The following is a 20,740-nucleotide window of genomic DNA, read 5'->3' on the forward strand; positions in this document are numbered from 1 at the left end:
AACTCCGGCCGTTCTTACCAAATATTGGCAGTGGACACGCACGCTAAATCTGCGAGAGACTTAGAAATCATGCTTCGCTAGTTCGATCGCTCGAATTTTACTACCTTAGAGCCGTTATCAATGTGTATGTATGCTTGATGTGTCAGGACACGGAAAATTAGGGTCTTCAACCGTAGACAGCTTCAGGACGCACAATCAAGTCTCCACTAGGGCGACGATCTACTATGTAAGCAGAAAGGCGATCGCTATTGACATCTAAATGTCGCGCTACCTGTTCTTTGACTGCTACATCATTCATCCCTGCAACAATTCCTAGTTGTCTTTCTGCAACATCAACAGAACGTCCTTCAAATCGAATATGAACCATTGGAATCACCTCTTTTAAATTACAAATGAGTATTAGTGGATCTGATCGGAATTGAACCGATACCCTCCCTGTGAGAGTTGCACTCACTCCTCATGCAAGTTGAAAAAGCCGTGGTAACACACGCAGGAATCGCACCTGCAACTTATCGTTTCCAAGCGATCGCTCTACTATTGAGCTAGTATGTAAGCTTTTTCGGTTAGGACACAAGTGGAATCCGGGAACTCTACCGTTAGAGCTACAGACCCATGTTTTGATGATTGCATTGACCTGATTGAAGTTAATCAAAGTCAATGCAAATGGAACCGTCGGGAATCGTAGGCTTTGCCTTCCCGAAGGGTACACGAATCCTGCAACCGTCCGTTTGTTGGTTTCGGAGCAGTCGAACGCCAATCGCGGCCCCAACAGTGGGTAATGCGGAAAATAGCTGTGTTTATCGAGTTATCAAGGTTCTGCAAGGATTAATCTTCGCCTCTTGAGTGGGCTGTCATCCTTGTAATACATTTGTAGTATGTATTTCAGATAATGTCAAGAGGATAGTTAAAAAGTAGAGGGGGTAGCACCTCTACTTACCTCGACTTCTCCTGACGGAGACGCTACGCGAACGCTCAGTACAAGTCGCTCGGCGACCAGCAGAAGGAAGATTCTTCCCCCTTGCGCCCAGCAACTGCCACTTATTCTCTTCAAGAAGTCAGACATCTTTTTGGGCTAGATATTGAAATGATTTTGTGAACATTCCGAGACAAATTTCACCGTATAAATACTATGAAAAAATATCATCTGTATTGAATACTGTGGAAAACACGGTTATTTAACTGGTTTTATGAGATGATATTTTCTCTATAATTTCATGCTGCATTTATCTAACATTAATTGAATAGAAACTACATTAGTAAGACAGTTATTTAGTCATACTAACAATGTCGATAAAACACAAAACAAAATTTGCTGTGATTCCTTTATCTCTAGCTACAGTTACCTTAGCGAGTTTAATACAACCAGCTATGGCTGTTAATTTGGGAATCGCGCAAGACTATAACGTATTCGTGTTTGGAGACATGAATCAAAGTTCCGACTCTGAAGGTCGTGTAGCGGTTGGCGGTAATGCGACCTTCACCAATTTTGGTATTGCTGACCGTTTAGCTAATTCTAATGGCACAGATACTAGACTGATAGTAGGTGGAGATTTAACTTACAACGGTGGTCAAGTTTTTGGTGGTAATGCTGTTGTCGGTGGTAGTGTTAAAACTTCTGTGAATTTCAACTGTTCTCCGAACTGTGGTGTTAGTTCAGGTACACCGCTTAATTTTGAGACAGCACGCCAAGAATTAACTTATCTTTCTGAATCTTTAGGCGGGTTAAGTTCTACAGGTAATACAGAGTATAAATGGGGTGGAATTCATCTCCAGGGTAACAATAGTGATTTAAATATTTTCACTATTGATGGTTCACAGTTTTCTAACAGCACTTATCTGAATATTGCTGGAGTAGGCAGTAACTCTACAGTAATTTTTAATATTTTAGGTAATAGCGTCAATATTAGTAACTTTGGACTTAACCTTAATGGACTAAATAAGCAAAATATTTTGTTTAACTTTGTTGATGCTACTCAAGTAAAAACTACTGGTTTCTCGTTCTATGGTAGTGTACTTGCAACTAAAGCTAATGTCCTATTTAATAACGGGAATGTAGAAGGAACTTTAGTAGCTTCTTCGTTATCTGGTAGTGGTGAATTTCACAATACTAAGTTTGCTGGGAACTTACCTAACATACCCAAACCACAGCCAGAAACTCCAACTAACCCCACACCCGAAACCCCAACTAATCCCACACCCGAAACACCCGAAACCCCAACTAACCCAACTCCTGAAACTCCAGTAACTCCAACTAACCCAACTCCTGAAACACCTGAAACTCCAACTAATCCCACACCCGAAACACCTGAAACTCCAACTAACCCAACTCCTGAAACACCTGAAACTCCAACTAACCCAACTCCTGAGCCTCCTGTTTCAACTACAGTACCAGAACCAAGTACAGTTATGGGTTTACTTTTTGTAGTTGGTTTATTTGGCTTTTCTCGCCGGAATAAATTATCCACTAAATCAGCTATAACTGGTGAGAAAATTTAGTCAATAACCTGCAATTATGTCTGAGCGATAAGATCCCCGACTTCTCAAATAAGTCGGGGATCTTAGATTCTCAGTTATTAAATATTTGATTTATAATTTTTGACATGAATCAAAATCAAATTAATCCAAACAACTGGTCACAAGAGAGTTATATTAAGGCTTATAAATTTGCTGCGATCGCACATCATAACCAAACTATTCCCGGTTCTGAATTGCCTTATATCATGCACTTGAGTTTTGTCAGTATGGAATTAATTGCTGCTTTAAACGTAGAAAAAGTAGCTAACGCTGATTTGGCAATTCAATGTGCAGTTTTACATGACACCATCGAAGATAGTGGTATAACTTTTGAACAAATAAAAACCGAGTTCGGTGAAGCAGTTGCCAAAGGTGTGCTTGCATTAACCAAAGATAAAAGTTTGGCGAAACATCTGCAAATGGCAGATAGTTTAAGGCGGTTAAAACAACAACCACCAGAAATTTGGATGGTTAAGTTAGCAGATAGAATCAGCAACCTCCAAGCACCGCCACATTACTGGAGTCAAGAAAAAATTACGAAATATCGAGAAGAGGCTATACAGATTTATGAAACTCTGAAAGATGCGAGTCCGTTTTTGGCTGCAAGATTAGCTAAGAAAATTGAAGACTACAAGACATATACACAATCAGAGAATGTTGAATCAGATTGATACACTCTGTTAGCTACTAATATTTTCAGAAACCACCAATTGAGTTAAACGCTTCAGAATACGCAGTACATCGTATAATTCATTGCCAGGGTTACGCATTAAAAAACCTTTGGATAAGCTATAACGGGGTAGCTCTTCTTTAACTAATTTTACAAAAATAAACTCACTACCTGTAGCAATCATTCCAAAACTAGGTTTGTCTGGATGGGGATGTCCTAACATATAGGCAAGTATTTGTGCAAGTCCTTCTTCAATAGAAAAGGAAGCTTTTTTTGATTCAATAATCATTACCCATAATTGGTCTTGTAAGACTAAAGTATCTATTCTGCCTTTGATGAGTGTATCTTCATCTGGTACAGCAATATCTATAGGTTCTTCCGACTTGACATAAAATGGAGCTAAATAAAAATCACCAATAAAAAGAATGGGATCTACAACTGCCATTCTGACGACATCTTCTAATAAGGTAGGATAATTGAGCAGATTTAAATAACCGAATTTGACTTTATCTAACAGTTGTTTATCTAACTCTGTAATCTCAGGTAAGTCTTCTTGCCATTCTCGGAAGAATTGCTTATCTAAAATTAACTGAATTCCAAAATTATCAATTAAGTAGCGTAAATCTATATCTTTAGCTTGTAAGGTTTGAGTCATAACTTTAGCAGAGTAGGAATATAGGAATCCGGTTTGATTTCTGAATTTATTTGTGTAGGTAGGGAATAGGGAATGGGGAGTAGGAAAGAAGCCTGATTCGGAGTGTACTTATTTTTTTCAGAAATCAAATATGAGTCATAACTACAATAAAATTAATTGACTAATTTTTTTTAATACACTTAAAACTTGCTGTAGCTCATCTGGTTTTTCTATTGATAAAGCATAGGAACGAGCATATTTTGGCTTCTGTGTCTGAACTAGCTTGATAAAAACAAACTCTCTACCGTTGACAAGCAACCCAAAAATTGGTCGTTCAACATTGGGAGCATTGAGCATATAAGCAAGTGCTTGAGGTAGTGCAGCTACCACATCAAATTTAGTACTTTTCGACTCAATAACAAGTATCCATAGCTTTTTATTCACTAATAAAACGTCAATACTACCTTTAACAATAAAACTTTCATCTACAGCCGAAATTTCAGTAGAAGTTTCTGTTTCAATCTCGAAATTAGGTTGATAAAAACCTGCCAAATCAAGCAGTGGAGATAGTACAACCATCTTCACTACTTCTTCTGACATAGGACGACGTTTAGTTAAATTTAAATAGTTGCTTTTTAATCGTTCTAAAGATGATTTTTCAACATCTGTTAGTAACGGTAAGTTTTCTACCCATTCAGTGAAAAAATCATTATTGGTAACTAACTCTAATCCAAAATTCTCTTCCAGTTCGTAAAGACTGATATCCCGTGCTTGGATTGTTTGTACCATAATTAATTAAAGAATAGGGGGTACAACCGTATTATATAGCAGGAAAAAAGACCCGCTCTATCTGAATTATTACTCCTGACTCCTGAATTCTTTCCGAATTATCTCCATTCACCTTGCAATGTAAAGGCAGCCCAATAATAAGGTGCAGCATAAGTTTGATTCTGAAACATTTCTATTTGTGCTGCCCTTAACGCTGCCGCAGGTTTTAAATTTTTGCGTAACATATTGGTATAAAATAGTTTCATCAATTCCGATGTAGCTTGGTCATCCACACTCCACAAACTCACGACTACACGGGGACTACCCGCATACATAAATCCTCTAGTTAACCCAACTAATCCTTCTCCCTTGATTTCTTCACCTAACCCTGTTTGACAAGCACTGAGAACGACTAACTCTGCTGGCAAATTCAGGTTAAAAATATCACGGAGGCGCAAAAAGCCATTTTGAGGAGTGCCGTTACTATCAAACAACGACAGCACAACCCCAGATAATTCGGGATTTTGGCTGTTGAGGATGCCGTGAGTGGCAAAATGGATGATTTGATATTGGCTTAACTCTGGGCTGGTGGCTAAATTCCGACTAGCGGTAAAGTCTAAGGCTTGCTTACGTTCTTTATTAGATACCAGAGAAAGAATTGTCTCGGCTTCTTGGCGGGTAAAGCGCAACCGTTCAAAGTCAATGTCTGCTTCTCTGGCTGAACGTGCTAATTGTTTTAGATCAAAGGTATCCAAGTCTGGGGTGATGGATAGCCGATTTGGGGGTTGGTTTTTAATTCGCTCATCTTTAGCAGAAAATACGGGATCTGCCAGTACAGCTACGGTTTTTGGGGCTTTTTTACGACCTTTGACTTCCTGACGCAGCAAAGCGATGGTTGAGGCTGAGGGGAGGGAAATAATTTCGTTGGTTGTGATTAGTGGCTGATAGGTGGGACTGTTGGGTATTGCTAATCCCGCAATGGGGACATACTGCAAAGCGCCATCACTAACCACAACTAAGCGTTTTTTGCCGAGTTGCTGGGCGACTGGAGCGAGAATCATCTGTGACAATTCCATTGCGGCTTTGCTGCTTCTGGCGACACTTGTTCTTTGGGATGGGGCGGTTAAAGCATCGCGGAATTTCTGCACGGCTGTGGCAATATCAGCACGTTTGGGTAGTTCATAACTAGTAATGCTGTTTTGGCTCACAGCCCAAAGATAACTGCGTTCTTCTCCCAAGGAGTACTCCAAGAGTAAAGTATTGTCATCTAATACTTGCTGCTGAATTTGCTTTAATGATAAGGGTTGTGGCTGGGTCAAGGCAGCGTAACGTGGACTGCTATTTTTAATTTCTGCTTGGACTTGTTGATACTGTTGCAATATTTCTTCAGTTTGCTTGTCTAAATTTTTAATTTGTAATTCCGTATATTTACCGCTTAACAGTTGGATACGCAATGTTTCTCTGGCATTGAGTTGCTGCTGTAAGTTGCGTTCTGTTTGCAGTAGTTTGGGGTTGACACCTTGACGAATATCTGCGTTTGCTTCTTGGAGTAAGTCTAAAAGACTACGCGCCCTCGCACGTTCGCTGACTTGCAATGCCAAAGCATCATAACCTTGGGATGGTTGCTTTTGATGTAGGCGCATGAGCAAGTCGATATAAAACTGATAATATTTCTGCACAGAGGCAAAGTAAGATGTCCGCAAATCTTGGCTGGTAACGTTGGTGCGGATATCTTCGACAATTTTAATGGTGTTTTCGATGTGGGTGCGGGCGGCGGTGAGATTGCCTTGATCGCGTTCTGTCTGAGCTATAGAATACAGGGTGTCTGCTTCTCCGGTACGATCGCCTATCATCTGCCGCAATTTTAATTCTTGATTATAAGTGGCGATCGCTTGTTGTGGTTGTTTTAAGGCATTGTAAGTTTTACCCAAATTACCAATAACATTGGCTTCGGCAGTTTTTAGCCCTAATTTTTGCCAGCCAGCCGCAGCTTTTTGGGAAAATTCTAAAGCTTTTTGATAATCACCAGCCGCTAAATAAACTCTGCCAAAAAAACCATCAGCACTGGTTTGGGCAAAGCTATTTTTTGTTTGCTGCGCCAATGTCAGAATTTGGTTAGTCGCTTCTAAAGCTTTGGGATAATCTTTTAATGATTCGTAAACTCTGACAATACCGCTAATGGCACTAACTTGACCAATTATATTGCCTTGTTCACGCCTTACCTGCTGTGCTTGGTTGTAATATTCTATGGCTTTGGGATAATTTTCTAACGCCCGATAGGCACTGCCAATGTTATCTAAAGTTAAAGCTAGTTTATCGCGATCGCCTGTACTTTTAAATTTTTCTAGGGCTTGATTATAAGTGTCAATACTTGTTTTATGATCACCAAGTAAACTATACACTAAACCAATATTTTTTAGTGTATTACCTTCCCCGCTAACATCTTTCACTTCCCTTTCAATAGTTAGGGCTTGGTTATAAGTATTAATGGCTTTTTGATAATCACCTAATGAAGCATAAATTCCCCCAATTGTATCTAGAGTAAAAGCTTCCCGCGCCCGATTTTTAGTGAGACGTTGTAATGCAATTGCTTCATTTAAAGTATCAAGTGCTTTTTGCTTTTCACCCAATCGATCATATACAAAAGCCACCTGACCTAATAGTTCCGCTTCCGAGTGGGGATTACCTGCTTTTTGTAACAGCGATCGCGCTTGGTTATAATATTCTAAAGATTTTTGTGGTTCACTAAAAGAATAACTACCTGCAAGCCCACTCAGCGTTATAGCTTGCTTGGTGAGGCTAAATGCTAAAGCTACACCAGAAAGATTAGCAGCAATTTGTTGTTGCAGTTTTAGTGATTGATTGAGAGCTTCTCTAGATTTCTGCTCATCACCAATTGATAAATAAGCTACACCGATATAGTTGAGTGCATCAGATTGTCCAGCTAAGTCATTTCTTGTGCGTTGAATTTCTAATGACTGTTGAAAAGCTTCCAAGGCTTTTTGTGTTTCACCCAAATTAGTATAGGTAATGCCGATAGTTTGTAAAATATCAGCTTGCCCATCTAAATTTTTTTGCTCACGTTGAATTACCAGGGCTTGATTATAAGCTTGTAGTGCTTGTTTTGTGTCACCTGCATTGAAATAAACGCCCCCAATACCTAATAAAGTTTTAGCGACAAAATCAGGTTTTTTGTCAGCACGAAATAATCGTAATGCTTGGCTATAAAATTGCAAAGCTCTTTCTGGTTGACTTAAGTTGGCGTAAGCATTAGCAAGAGAATTTAGCATTATCGCTTCGCCAAAACGGTCTTTTTGTTCGCGGCGAATATTTAGCCCTCGTTGAAAATATCCCAACGCCCTTTGGTTATCATTTTGTGTATAGTAGAGTGTGCCGATCGCTAATAATGTGGTAGCTTCATAGTTGCGATCGCCAATTTGCTGCCAAATTTTCAATGCTTCTTCATATTTTGCGATCGCTTCTTGCCGCCCTGTGGCTGTACCTTGTTCATATAATTGCTGTGCTTCTTGCAGCAGTTGTTTGGCTTGTGCTGCGGCTCTTTGCCTTTCAGGACTAGTATTTTGCGGTTTTTGGGCTATGTAGAGATGATTCGCCCTAGCCGCCGTCATCATTAACTCCGATGACATCATCATAGTGACAAAGATAACCAGTGTGCGATGTGCAAACGCCGACAGATGTTTCTTTGTCATAATTGCTCCTAAGTGGGAGAAGTAATGTTTCTTAACTAGACAACTGTAAAAATACAGTTCTAGAGGCATCATATTGTATCACTTATATGATGGTTGTAAAATTGCGATCGCTGCCGCAGTCTCCTTCTGTTTTAGCAATTCAACTCAAACACTTGAAAAATCAATATTTTCGTAAAGTTCGGCAATTGAAATTTGCAACTCCAAAGTACTCAAAGAAAGGGTAATATTGGGATCATCGTATTCTGAAAATAGCCATTGATGGGCGGCTGTTTTGAGATGATGCTCAACATGTATGCGATATTGATCAATCAGCAGATATTCTTGGAAAGTGGGAATTGTCCGATAAGCAACAAATTTCTCACCACGGTCATAGTTTTGGGTAGATTTAGACAACACTTCAGTGATAAAGCAGGGGTTCATCACAGTATCTTTGCGCCCCGTTTGCAGTTCTATGGGTTTGGGTAGAACCATGACATCAGGGTAAGTATAGAGATTTGCATCAGGAACCCATAGTCGCTGATCAACATAGAAATTCCCACAGTTGAGCCACTGGGATAGTTTGCCCAGTCATGGCTTCGTGCCAAGCTTGCCGGAAATCTGCTATAACTTCTGCTTGAGATTGCTCATCTAGAACTTCTTCTTCTTCAGGAATTAGCACAATCACTTCTACTCGGCTATTTTTATCAATTAAAAGCGGATGATCTAAAATTAGTTGTCCCTGATCGTTAATTGTTGCCATAGCTTTAAGTGCTTTCATGATTGCTCTCAGATGGTTTAAGTGGTAGCAGTTTCACGATTTCGGCTCCAAAAGTTGAAAGATGGAGTCGCGGTTAACCAGTTCAGTTGTTTTACCTTCTGCGATCGCAAGTTCCATTCCTATATCGTCAATAATTTCTGCCAAAAGTATAAATACTATGAAATTCATAGTCATTTAATTAATTTTTGCCAGTTTCATAGAAAAGCGAAACTTGTAAAATTTGTTTTTTTTAATAAAAAATAATAGTGTTCACACTTAATTAAAAGTATAGTAACATAATATTTAACGTAATATTTATAACATTGGTTAGGACTATGCGAGACGCAGACAAGGATCGTCGCAAAAATCCCCTCATCAAAAATACTAATACTAATCCACCTAGAACAGAACCAGCTTCTTACCATGAGCTTAAACAATTTTTGATGAATGCTCGTGCCAATGCACTTCAATGGGAACAACGCGCAAAAGAAAATGAGGAAGCTGTATCCCGGCTAGATCAAGTTCAGCAAGAAAATCAAGCTTATCAAATGGAAGTGCAAAAGTTAAAAGAATATGCAGAACAAAATTACCAGCAATATCTGAATGAACAAAAAAAATATCAACAGGCTTTATGTCTTTATGATGGAGAAAAAACAAGAACAACTGAATTAATTTACCTCCGTGATGAATGGGAACGACGAGCCAAAGAAAATCAGGAAGCTGCATTGCAACTTATTGAAGTTAAGCAAGCAGTCCAAGTTTACGAAGTTGAGTTGAATGAGTTAAAACAACGTGTAGCACATAATTATTTGATATATCTGAACGAACAAGAAAATTACCAACAAGCGTTATCTCGTTATAATGAAGCAACAGCAAAAGCAAGTGAACTAATTGCTCAGAGAAATGAATGGCAACAACGTGCGAAAGAAAATAATGAAGCTGCATCTCAACTTATTCAACTTCAGCAAGAAATTCAAGCTAACCAAATTGAGGTTAATGAGCTAAGAGAAATTGCAGCACAAAATTACCAGAGATATCTTGATGAGCAAAAAAATTATCAAGAGACTTTATCTCTTTACCAAGAAGAAAAAGCAAGAGTAACTGAACTAGTAACAAAATATGAAGAAGTCAGATCGGAGCGAGATAATTATATAATTCTATATAATGAAGCACAAACACAACTCAAATTTGAGCGACGTTCTAAGGCTAGTATTAAAGGATGGGAAACTCGTCGTAAAGCTGAGAATGAGCGATTAAAACGAGAAATTTCTGAAATGGTTGTTCTGCTGCGTGAATCTATGGCAAGTAAAGATGAGGCGATAAATAATCTTTACGTTGTAGCAGAACGTATGGATCGAATTCAATCCCTAGTTGATTCAGTGGAAGAGGAAACGACAGGTAATCCTGTAGGTTTAATACAAAAGTTTAAACGGATTTGGCTGGCGATTAAAGAGATACTCTCAGAATAAACAAGCGCCTTTATGAGTAAAAAATCAGCATCAACTACGGGAAACCAACATAAAGCAAAGTTGGGAGAGCAAATTCGCAATATCGCTGATAGGCTTAAACAAGAAACTGAGGTGCAGATAAAAGCTACCTCTCGTATTTTAGGGGCGGCTGCTCAAATTTCTGCAAATCATGAGCGACTTATTAATGAGGTAGTTGATATGGTTGAAGAAGACCTTAATCAACAAATCCAGACCGAGCAAGAGGAAATTTATACAGTTGAAATTCTCAAACAAAAGTTTAAAACGTTAAGTAAAGCAAAGAATAATTTTAAACTTAAAGCAAATAGTTGGGAATCTCTGGCTAACAAACTAAATGATTCATCTAACCAAAAGCTTATAACTATAAAACAACCTCAGTCATATCAAGTGTTGGAACCTGAAGAAAGGGAAGATTTTCAACATAATGGTAAAAATCCTGAAGGATTGACAGTTTTTTTAGATGGAGATGTCGCAGAAATGTTTCCTAATTCTCAAGCCGTGAATGAAGCTTTGCGTTTCCTCATTAGAGTTACGACTAAAAATAGTTTCTGAATTCTTTTGGTGCTGAGTTTAACTGTAACTGTACTGAACTTACTGAGAGACTCGTCCGCGAGTATCAAAGGACAAATGACCTATGACCAATGACAAACTATTTCTTCCCTAACTCTGAGCTACATAAAAGGAAGAGAAAGGGATAATAAAGAATGAGAAATTTTTGGGTATGGACTCTTAGTCTAAAATTCTGCCCAAAATTTCCTCTCCAACACTGAAAATTACACATTTGAGCATTAGAGCGAGCATGACTGAGAATTTAAAGGCTATAGGTAATGATATTGCGTTAAATAAATATTCTCCCGCCGCCATTGAGGAAAAATGGCAAAAAACCTGGGCGGAACTGAATTTAGATAATACCCCTACAGAAAACAATCAGCCAAAATTCTACGCTCTATCCATGTTTCCCTATCCATCGGGTAGCTTACACATGGGTCACGTCCGTAATTACACAATTACAGATGTGATTGCTCGTCTCAAGCGAATGCAAGGTTATCGAGTCTTGCACCCAATGGGTTGGGATGCTTTTGGCTTACCCGCAGAAAACGCGGCCATCGACCGTGGAGTTCCCCCCGCCAAGTGGACTTATCAAAATATTGCTCAAATGCGCCAACAGTTACAGCGTTTGGGTTTATCTATCGACTGGGAAAGTGAAGTTGCTACCTGTTCACCAGATTATTACAAGTGGACACAGTGGATTTTCTTGCAATTTTTACAAGCAGGGTTAGCTTACCAAAAAGAAGCGGCGGTGAACTGGGACCCGATTGACCAAACTGTATTAGCCAACGAACAAGTTGATAGCGAAGGTCGTTCTTGGCGCAGTGGGGCAAAAGTTGAGCGCAAATTATTGCGCCAATGGTTTTTCAAGATTACCGACTACGCCGAAGAATTACTCAACGACTTGGATAAATTGACAGGTTGGCCGGAACGTGTCAAGTTAATGCAGGCTAACTGGATTGGTAAATCTTCTGGTGCTTATTTAGAATTTCCGATTGTGGGGATGGAGGAAAAAATCGGCGTGTACACCACTCGCCCTGATACCGTTTTTGGTGTTAGCTATGTGGTTTTAGCTCCAGAACATCCCTTAACCAAGCGCGTCACCACCAAAGACCAACAAGCCGCAGTGGAAGCTTTTATTACTGAAGTTTCTAATCAAAGTGAGTTGGAACGCACCGCCGAAGACAAACCAAAGCGCGGTATACCCACAGGTGGTAAAGCCATTAATCCCTTCACTGGGGAAGAAGTACCGATTTTAATTGCTGATTATGTCTTGTATGAATACGGTACTGGGGCGGTGATGGGTGTACCAGCCCATGATGTGCGCGACTTTAAGTTTGCTCAGGCTTATGATTTACCAATTGAGTTTGTGATTGCTGCACCCGAAGATGTGGCAGATTTTGATTTAACGTCAACCTCAGATACAGAAGAAGAAATTACTGAATATGTGGAGGGTTACACATCACCAGGAATTTTTATTATTCAATATAACGAAGCATATACTGAGCCAGGAATTTTGATTAATTCTGGGCAGTTTACAGGGATGAATTCGGTAGATGCGAAAGCTGCGATTGTTAAATATGCCGAAGAACAAGGTTTTGGAAAAGAACGCATTCAATACCGCTTGCGAGATTGGTTGATTTCTCGACAACGTTATTGGGGCGCACCCATCCCAGTAATTCACTGTCCGAACTGCGGAATTGTGCCAGTCCCAGACAAGGATTTACCTGTACAGTTACCTGAAGAAGTGGAATTTACTGGACGCGGTGGTTCACCGTTGGCGCAGTTGGAAAGCTGGGTAAATGTACCTTGTCCAACTTGCGGCACTCCAGCCAAGCGGGAAACTGACACGATGGACACTTTCATTGATTCTTCGTGGTATTTCTTGCGGTTTACCGATGCAAAGAATGAACAGCAGGTGTTTGACTCCGGCAAAACTAACAACTGGATGCCAGTAGACCAGTATGTAGGCGGTATTGAACACGCGATTTTACACTTGTTATATTCTCGGTTCTTTACTAAAGTATTGCGCGATCGCGGCTTGTTGAATTTTGATGAACCTTTTGCCCGGTTGTTAACTCAAGGCATGGTACAAGGTTTAACTTACATGAATCCCAACAAGGGTGGCAAAGATAAATGGGTTCCCTCCCATTTGGTTAACCCCGCCGACCCCCGCGACCCCCAAACCGGAGAATCATTACAACGCCTGTACGCTACCATGTCCAAATCTAAGGGTAATGGTGTTGCGCCAGAAGATGTCATTGCTAAGTATGGTGTAGACACAGCGCGGATGTTTATTTTATTCAAAGCACCACCAGAAAAAGATTTGGAATGGGATGAAGCTGATGTGGAAGGGCAATTCCGCTTTTTAAATCGGGTGTGGCGGTTGGTAACAGATTATGTGGCGGCTGGGGTATCTCACAAAAAAGCGCAACTCGCTGATTTAAGTAAATCAGAAAAAGATTTACGTCGAGCAATTCACACAGCCATTAAATCAGTCACCGAAGATTTGGAAGATGAATATCAATTCAACACTGCTGTTTCGGAATTGATGAAGTTGAGTAATTCCTTAACTGATAGTGATTGTAAAAATTCGCCAATTTATGCCGAAGGTATTCACAGTTTAATTATATTGTTGGCTCCTTTTGCACCACACATTGCTGATGAATTGTGGCATTTATTGGGTAATAAAAATTCAGTGCATACCCAAACTTGGCCATCTTATGATGCTGCTGCTTTAATCGCTGATGAAATTACTTTGGTAATTCAAATTAATGGCAAAAAGCGGGCTGATATTCAAGTTCCGTCACAAGCAGATAAAGCTGAGTTGGAAAAATACGCCCGTGAATCAGAAGTTGTGCAGCGTCATCTGGAAGGGAAGGAGATTAAAAAGGTGATTGTCGTACCTGGTAAGTTAGTAAATTTTGTTGTTGCTTGAAGACTAATACGGTTCAGTTAAGCAAGTTTCCCTTGTATTAGCTTAAAAACAACAATGGTTCTAAAATATAGCGATCGCATTTGTTATTTATGCGATCGCTAATTTTGTAACTTGTTTTATAGCAACGCCATTAACCTGTACTTTGCTGTTTCTGGTTATCCAGTTTCTCCTGAATTGCTTCACTACGAATTATTCAGGATAAAATCAGCAAACATTTGGCAAATTTTATTTCCCTGAATCAGAATTTTCTCTTTTTTCCTTGACATCACGTAACTTTTGAATTAGTTCAGGATTAGGTTCTTGAGAAGAAGATAATTGATTCCGATTAGTTATAGATGTTGATGATTTAGGTTGCAGGTTATCACCAGCAGGTGTAGTCAATGGTTGAGATGTCACCACTGGATTAGGCTTGAGTTTGCTACTATTACCTGCGGGAAGAATGATTGGCTGGCTATCTGTTGCTGGTTGATTAGTCGCTGATGGTGTCTGTTGTGAACCATCTCCCGCAGTGTTGCTACCATCTTGAAAACGCAGGTTAAATGGGTAACGGCTAATTGTTTTCTCACCCTTCAAAGACTTAGCATTAAAATATTGTCTTGTTTTTAATAACAGTGCTGGAGAAAGCAATTTATCTTGGAATTTGATATCTAATACTTTGCCATCAGGATCTACTACTAAAACCCCTAGTACTGTGCCTTCTACACCTGTTTTACTCACAGGAACTGTATCCCGAATCACGGGTTTTTCTTCTGAATTAGGGTATTTCTGTTGTAATTCTTTTCGCAGTTCTTCGTAAGATTGAACTTGGGCTATTAGCGTTTGGTTAGGAGCTTTTGTCGGTAAGTTCGGTGTATTGATTGGCTTTAAAGCAGGGAGATTTGCGGTTGATGTTGTATTATCCCCTGTCTTGGGTGTTTGATTGATGACGGTTCCCGAATTTGGGTTGGGATTAGTCGCCACATTATTCTCAGGCTCAGGCTGTACAGATTGGGGAGTAACTTTGCTATTTGCAGTTGTCACACTTGAGCTATATGCTGGATTGGGAGTTGGACTATTGAGGATGTCCGGTGGTATTTGTGCTGGGGGTAAATCTGGTAATTGCGGTTGCGAATTTTCGGGAATGACTGGCTTGTTATCAAAATTCGGAATTGCAGCAGTAAATTTTTGGTTCCCAACTTTAAAACGGGAGTCAAAGCCATAACTTTGTCTGGGAAATTGTATAGACTGCCTACCAGGCATTGAGGAGATCCGGTAGTTATTAGAAGTAGTCGGTATGGATGGTATTACTGACTGTGTATAACCAGATGGTGGTAAGGGAGGAATGACAGTTGTTTGTCCACCAAAGTTAGGCGGAAGTGCTTGTGGTTGTAGTGCTAGTTGCTGTTGCGACAATGTTGGTAATTGTGGTTGCACAGCAAATTGAGATGTACCAGGAGTTTGGGGTAAACGATTTTGATCAGCTTGGCTTAACTCCAAAATACCCACTGATTTTGATGACGCTGCATCTTTTGGTTTACTGGGATCTACTGGCATTAATGGCACAATCAGTGCAATAGCGCCATGAATCCCAACTGAAGCTAAAGCAGCGATTCCCGTTGGCTGGCTTAAAATTTCAGGTATATTTTTTAGTAGGGAGACGTAAGACATAGCTGTTATCGTTCACTCGGCTCAGTTAAAGTTTTTTCGCAAATCAATATTATCTTGATGGTACAAAATGCGCCCTTCTAAAGAGAATAACTTCTTGGGTAAAATTCAAAACGACAAAATTTAGATTTTTTGTCATGTTTCAATTTTTTAATGACGCAATTTTATCTCTTTTGGTTGCAGATGCAAATCAAAATGTGAATTAAATAGTTAACGCTTCAATAATTTCTATCTTGTGTATAGATTTACGCAGTCCCAACTGACACTTACAGTAGTTGGCAGTGAAAATCCACGCATCAGTCTAGAGGTATATCAATCTAAAATTTACCCGACTCAAATAGCGGTATAAATGTTATTTAGTCAGTTGAGTTGTGGCAGTAGGCACTTAGTCAATTGTATGCCAGAAATTGCATCCAGATGACATGGTATCACATCAGCTAGTTTTTAATTGTGGCTAAGTTAGCTGTTTCGCTAATAAGTAGGGCTTGCTAATTACTGATATTTTAATGACATCATAATCTAACTATAAAATTCGGATTTTCATCACAAAATGCCGTTACCTACAGTTATTGTCCCTGGCTATTTAGAAAGTGCGATCGCCTACCTCAACTTAGAAACCTCCCTCACACAGTTGGGGTTTCCCACAGTTACAGTACCACTAAGACGGCGCGATTGGCTCCCTACCATTGGCGGTAGACCTGTCACACCCATTTTGCAAAAGCTTGATCTGACTGTTCAACAAATATTGCAGCAATATCAGTCCCAGCAAATCAACCTAATTGGACATTCAGCAGGCGGTTGGATTTCCCGGATTTATTTAGGAGAAAAACCTTACACTCCCCGCAATCAAACTCATCCATCAATTTGGAATGCTCATCCTTTAGTCGCCTCCCTCATCACTTTAGGCACACCTCATATCAGCCAAGAACGCTGGACACGTTGGAATTTAGAATTTGTAACTAACAACTATCCCGGCGCATTTTACAAAAATGTCCGTTATGTCTGTGTGGCTGGCAAAACTATTCTGGGCGCAAGACGGCCTGGTAATTGGTTGGCTTACAGTAGTTACCAATTAACCTGCGGCCAAGGTAATACCTGGGGAGATGGTATCACTCCCATTGCCGCCGCCCATCTAGCAGGAGCCGAAAATCTAATCATTGAAGGCGTGAGACACTCACCCAGAAGTCCGGGAATTTGGTACGGTTCCCCAGAAGCAATCCAGGTTTGGGTAAAATATTTGCTTTAAAAATACATATATCTTTAATAACCTCAACAAATATTTAGATTAATTATGTAGAATGTAATAAAAATATATATTTTTTAAAAATCAGGAGGGGTGAACCATGCAAAGCACCCAGTTCGAGAGAATTTTGCGACGACTCGCAACGGTATTATCAGTCGTAATTCTGACCCTGTGCTTGATTTACACTACCACTGGCGTTTTGCTGTCTTTTTATTACGAACCAACAGCAGGTGGCGCTTACAATTCTTTGAAAATGATTAACACTCAAGTGCCTTATGGCTGGCTGTTTTACCGAACCCACGAAATCGCAGGTAACGGTTTAATTGCGATCGCCTTGGTGCAGATTGTCGTGATGTTTTTAGGGCGACAATTTAGCCAGAGTTGGCTAGTTGCTTGGGTAAGCGGAATTTTATTAACCTTAAGTGCGATCGGGCTAGATTGGACAGCGATGCTCCTCGACTGGACACAAGAAGGATACTGGCGGTTCAGCATTGAATTGGGAACCATCGAAGCCATTCCCTTGATTGGCGGGCAATTGCGAAATATCTTAACTGGCGGTGGCGCGATTAACACCCTCACAGTTGAACATCTTTACACCATCCACAGTTACATAGTGGCGGTGGCTACCTTAATTTTGGCTGTGGTACATTTACTGGCGCTTGTCTGGCAAGAACAGCAAACTTATACAGCAGAAGTTTTAAATCAACTTCCTGAAACTTCGCTAGTAGAAAGTTGAGCCAAAGTTGGTACAGCAACTTCTTCTAATTCTGGTAACTTTTCGATAACTAACGGTGTGGATTGACTTGCACCAGACAAGCGTTTTAACAAATTTGGTCTGGGGTCGTGCAGTAAATAGATGATGCGATCGCCTACTTCCCAGTCATAATTAGCTGGCATAACTTGGAGACGCTCTTCTCGTTCTAAGAGTAGCGGTAGCAGCACCCCAGTCCGAATTTTTTCTTGGATGCGTTCTTGTTGACTGTCAACATCTGCTGCATCCAAAGTAATTGTCCCTAACTTCACACGCCCGTCATTCAGGTACTCATTCCAAGTCTTAATTGTTAATTCACTGACAAAAGCCTGACTCACCGTCTTTTGATTTCCGCCATTACTAGCTTGAGGATCACGCGGAAACACAGCTAACACCCGTGGAGGATTAAATTCTTCCGCCGCCCGTTGCGCCAGCACAAAATTTACTTCCCCGTTACTCGTCATTGCTAAAAAAGTCCCCATCGAAGCCAGTTCAGCTTCTTCCAAAACTCCCGTATCCAGGGCGCTACTAGCAATCACACGAATATTCTGTTCGGCGGCTTTTTCACAGCGTTCCGGGTCAGTGTCAATCATCACCACAGATTCTTCCCGTTCTTGAAAGAAGCGAGCAATTAACAAACTCAAAGGATTACAACCAACAATCACCACTCCAGTCGCATCTTTGGAGGTGATTTGCAATAACTGGGCAATGCCGCCAGCCGTTAACCCCTGACAAACCACAGTCATAATAATAGTTAAAAATACTAAAGCCTTAATCGCATCTCCACCATTGATGCCATGCTGCGTTAGTAAAATGGCGAATAACGAAGCCACAGAAGCCGATACAATGCCTCTCGGAGCTACCCAGCTTAAAAATAATTTTTGTCGCCAGTTGAGGTTACTGTTCCAAGTACAAGCCAGGATATTAATCGGCCGTACCACAAACATCAGTACTAAAACCGTTAAAACACTACCCCAACCCAGAGCAAACACACTAGCGATTGATAAATCAGCCGCTAACAAAATAAACAATACAGACACACTGAGAATTGTTAACTGACCTTTAAAGCTGCGTAACAGTCGTTCTTCTGGTACTGAAGAATTGGCAAACACCGCACCTGCAACAACCGTTGTCATCACACCCGATTCACTGCGAATTGTCTGGGCGAGGGAAAATAGACCCCACAGGATTGCCAAAACTACCAGATTTTTCAACTCAAACGACAGCAAACTAGCACGTTTGAAAACCAAACTCATCAGGTAGCCACCAACTGCGCCAATTGCTGCACCCACTCCCAAGCGCATCACTAAACCTACAATGGCATTCACTGGGTCAGCATCACCATTCACAATCGTATCTAAGACAACGAATGCCAAAATCGCGCCTACAGGGTCAATTAAAACCCCTTCCCCTTCTAATAGCGTTGCGACTTGTCGATCTACATTAATTTGTTTGAGTAACGGCCCAACCACAGTCGGCCCCGTAACCACGACTATAGAAGCATAAAGAAAAGCGATATTCCAAGGAAATTCCCCCAGCCAATGGGCTGCCATACTACCGCCCAGGAGTGTAATTAGTGTTCCTAGAGTAACGAGCAATTGCAGGCTGACTGAAACCCTACCTAACTCTCGTAAATCTAAATTCAGTCCACCTTCAAACAGAATGATTGCCGTCGCTAGAGAAACAATTACTTCTAATCCTGTACCCAGCAAATGGGGGTGCAGCAGTCCCAGACCATCGGAACCGAGGATAATACCCAAGAAGAGCAATAGCACAATACTGGGTACACGCAAGTATGCAGCTATCACTTGGGCGCTAATACCTGCGACAACAGCGATCACCATTTGTAGGGTGATTTCAAGAGATGCTTCCATGTTGTGGATTTTGAGCGATTGATTTCAAAATCTCTTGTAAAGAAGTGTAAAAACTACTTCTCCAGAGTACCGCATTAGATCCTTTGTACCTGATTAACTTGCGATTTTGTTTCATACTTGGTTGTGTACAATACTCCATTGTCCACTAGTTCCCAGAAAAGTGGTAGTTCATACTCAAGGGTCAATAGTCATTTGTGATTTGTCCTTTGTTAATTCTCCTTTGCACCCCGGCTGCCTTACAACTTCTGTCTGCATCCTCTCTCCGCATCTGAGTTTGTTTGCAACAAAAATTGTTTTTTTGCAAAAGCCGTTGACATCATTGAAAAAATTAGTTAACTTATAAAAGGTTTGATTGCGATGCCCCCATCGTCTAGAGGCCTAGGACACCTCCCTTTCACGGAGGCGACGGGGATTCGAATTCCCCTGGGGGTACTTTACCAGCAAGGCAGCATCAAACTAAAGCACAGTCGAAAGTCTTATGCCCCCATCGTCTAGAGGCCTAGGACACCTCCCTTTCACGGAGGCGACGGGGATTCGAATTCCCCTGGGGGTATTTTAAACAAAATTACAACTAACAATAAAGGTCAAGTTTACCTGTTTAGGAATAGTTAAATCAGGGAAACTTGACGAAATATTAGGGTAATTGTTCTACGCGCTGATAGATGGCTAAAAGATTTAGTTGTAAATCCTTACTCAGACGACGTTCAATAATTGTCACTGGCATAGTTAATTTGGGCCAGACTTGGATAGTGTAACAAAGGTTAGTTCCCATAGTGCCATCAACAGAAATGGGTTCTAGGCTCCAACTACCAGAAAAGCCTTTGAAATCTCCCTCAACCATCGAAAAACTAATTTCTTTGGGAAAATGTTCTTCCAAGTCCAAAACGACACGGGCGCAAAAGTTGAAATTCAATAAACGCTGAGAGCCTACTTGCTCAAGTCGAATACCACCGTTAGGATGTTCCAGTAAACGACTTTTAGCAAGATTAGGGATGAAGTCAACTAAGGCTTCGTAATCTGTCAATACTTGCCATATACGTTCCACAGGATGAGGAATGTGGATTGTGGCAGAAATTTGTCGTTTGCGCTCCGCTATTTTCTCGATTTGGACAACTACTGGGGGCAAATTAGCTGTATCAACAGCCAAATTGTCTTCTAGGCTAGTGTCGTCAATAGGGGCGGTGAAATCCAGGTTAGCTGTGAGGTTGTGTTGTTCAGTCAC

General features: G+C 40.6%; 17 protein-coding genes and 2 tRNA genes. 9 read left to right on the plus strand and 10 right to left on the minus strand.

What is annotated here, in order from left to right:
- Positions 1–166: 166 nt before the first annotated feature.
- Positions 167–367: a hypothetical protein gene (locus H6G77_RS11355; RefSeq protein WP_190871608.1), complete on the minus strand. Its 201-nt coding sequence runs from the start codon at positions 365–367 to the stop codon at positions 167–169.
- 917 nt (positions 368–1,284) lie between these two features.
- Here H6G77_RS11355 and H6G77_RS11360 point away from each other — a divergent pair.
- Positions 1,285–2,496: a choice-of-anchor A family protein gene (locus H6G77_RS11360; RefSeq protein ID WP_190871609.1), complete on the plus strand. Its 1,212-nt coding sequence runs from the start codon at positions 1,285–1,287 to the stop codon at positions 2,494–2,496.
- A 104-nt stretch (positions 2,497–2,600) separates the two neighbouring features.
- Positions 2,601–3,185: an HD domain-containing protein gene (locus tag H6G77_RS11365; protein ID WP_190871610.1), complete on the plus strand. Its 585-nt coding sequence runs from the start codon at positions 2,601–2,603 to the stop codon at positions 3,183–3,185.
- A gap of 9 nt (positions 3,186–3,194) precedes the next feature.
- Here the strand turns inward: H6G77_RS11365 and H6G77_RS11370 are convergent, their stop codons facing one another.
- From H6G77_RS11370 to H6G77_RS36215, 6 genes are all read right to left on the minus strand, one after another.
- Entirely contained in the window at positions 3,195–3,839 is a 645-nt protein-coding gene (locus tag H6G77_RS11370) for a restriction endonuclease subunit R (protein WP_190871611.1), read from the minus strand.
- A gap of 141 nt (positions 3,840–3,980) precedes the next feature.
- Positions 3,981–4,607, minus strand: coding sequence for a type I restriction endonuclease (locus H6G77_RS11375; RefSeq protein ID WP_190668203.1), 627 nt, complete (start codon positions 4,605–4,607; stop codon positions 3,981–3,983).
- A 98-nt stretch (positions 4,608–4,705) separates the two neighbouring features.
- Positions 4,706–8,296 carry a tetratricopeptide repeat protein gene (locus H6G77_RS11380; protein ID WP_190871612.1) on the minus strand — a complete coding sequence of 1,197 codons (3,591 nt, stop codon included), beginning with the start codon at positions 8,294–8,296 and terminating at the stop codon, positions 4,706–4,708.
- A gap of 144 nt (positions 8,297–8,440) precedes the next feature.
- Positions 8,441–8,863, minus strand: a complete 423-nt coding sequence (locus tag H6G77_RS11385; RefSeq protein WP_396020672.1) for a Uma2 family endonuclease — start codon at positions 8,861–8,863, stop codon at positions 8,441–8,443.
- Positions 8,817–9,053, minus strand: coding sequence for a hypothetical protein (locus H6G77_RS35330; RefSeq protein ID WP_199331450.1), 237 nt, complete (start codon positions 9,051–9,053; stop codon positions 8,817–8,819). The genes H6G77_RS11385 and H6G77_RS35330 overlap by 47 nt, the downstream gene beginning before the upstream one ends.
- A 33-nt stretch (positions 9,054–9,086) precedes the next feature.
- A complete protein-coding gene (locus H6G77_RS36215) occupies positions 9,087–9,221 on the minus strand; it encodes a hypothetical protein (protein ID WP_277880560.1) in 135 nt (44 codons plus the stop codon).
- Between the two features lie 146 nt (positions 9,222–9,367).
- Here H6G77_RS36215 and H6G77_RS35670 point away from each other — a divergent pair, with 146 nt between their 5' ends.
- The 3 genes from H6G77_RS35670 (at position 9,368) to leuS (ending at position 14,006) form a co-directional block, all read left to right on the plus strand.
- Positions 9,368–10,501 (plus strand): hypothetical protein, encoded by a 1,134-nt coding sequence (locus tag H6G77_RS35670; protein WP_242049188.1) that lies wholly within the window; start codon positions 9,368–9,370, stop codon positions 10,499–10,501.
- A gap of 12 nt (positions 10,502–10,513) precedes the next feature.
- A complete protein-coding gene (locus H6G77_RS11395; RefSeq protein WP_190871613.1) occupies positions 10,514–11,071 on the plus strand; it encodes a hypothetical protein in 558 nt (185 codons plus the stop codon).
- 247 nt (positions 11,072–11,318) lie between these two features.
- A complete protein-coding gene (leuS, locus tag H6G77_RS11400; RefSeq protein ID WP_190871614.1) occupies positions 11,319–14,006 on the plus strand; it encodes a leucine--tRNA ligase in 2,688 nt (895 codons plus the stop codon).
- 225 nt (positions 14,007–14,231) lie between these two features.
- On the opposite strand, the gene H6G77_RS11405 is transcribed toward leuS, so the two are convergent.
- Complete coding sequence (locus H6G77_RS11405; RefSeq protein WP_190588265.1) at positions 14,232–15,653, minus strand: hypothetical protein; 1,422 nt, start codon at positions 15,651–15,653, stop codon at positions 14,232–14,234.
- A gap of 547 nt (positions 15,654–16,200) precedes the next feature.
- Here H6G77_RS11405 and H6G77_RS11410 point away from each other — a divergent pair.
- Both H6G77_RS11410 and H6G77_RS11415 read left to right on the plus strand, forming a co-directional pair.
- Complete coding sequence (locus H6G77_RS11410; RefSeq protein WP_190871615.1) at positions 16,201–16,896, plus strand: triacylglycerol lipase; 696 nt, start codon at positions 16,201–16,203, stop codon at positions 16,894–16,896.
- Between the two features lie 97 nt (positions 16,897–16,993).
- On the plus strand, positions 16,994–17,629 hold the full coding sequence (locus H6G77_RS11415) for a cytochrome b N-terminal domain-containing protein (protein ID WP_190588263.1): 636 nt from the start codon (positions 16,994–16,996) through the stop codon (positions 17,627–17,629).
- Here H6G77_RS11415 and H6G77_RS11420 read toward each other — a convergent pair.
- Positions 17,596–19,518, minus strand: a complete 1,923-nt coding sequence (locus tag H6G77_RS11420; protein WP_190871616.1) for a sodium:proton antiporter — start codon at positions 19,516–19,518, stop codon at positions 17,596–17,598. The genes H6G77_RS11415 and H6G77_RS11420 overlap by 34 nt on opposite strands.
- Positions 19,519–19,877: 359 nt before the next feature.
- On the opposite strand from H6G77_RS11420, the gene H6G77_RS11425 reads away from it, so the two are divergent.
- Positions 19,878–19,950: transfer RNA gene (locus tag H6G77_RS11425), tRNA-Glu, on the plus strand.
- 48 nt (positions 19,951–19,998) lie between these two features.
- A tRNA-Glu gene (locus tag H6G77_RS11430) sits at positions 19,999–20,071 on the plus strand.
- Positions 20,072–20,152: 81 nt separating this feature from the next.
- Here H6G77_RS11430 and H6G77_RS11435 read toward each other — a convergent pair.
- Positions 20,153–20,740 carry an SRPBCC family protein gene (locus H6G77_RS11435; protein ID WP_190668234.1) on the minus strand — a complete coding sequence of 196 codons (588 nt, stop codon included), beginning with the start codon at positions 20,738–20,740 and terminating at the stop codon, positions 20,153–20,155.

The organism is Aulosira sp. FACHB-615, assembly GCF_014698045.1.
In the GTDB taxonomy this organism is placed as follows: domain Bacteria; phylum Cyanobacteriota; class Cyanobacteriia; order Cyanobacteriales; family Nostocaceae; genus Nostoc_B.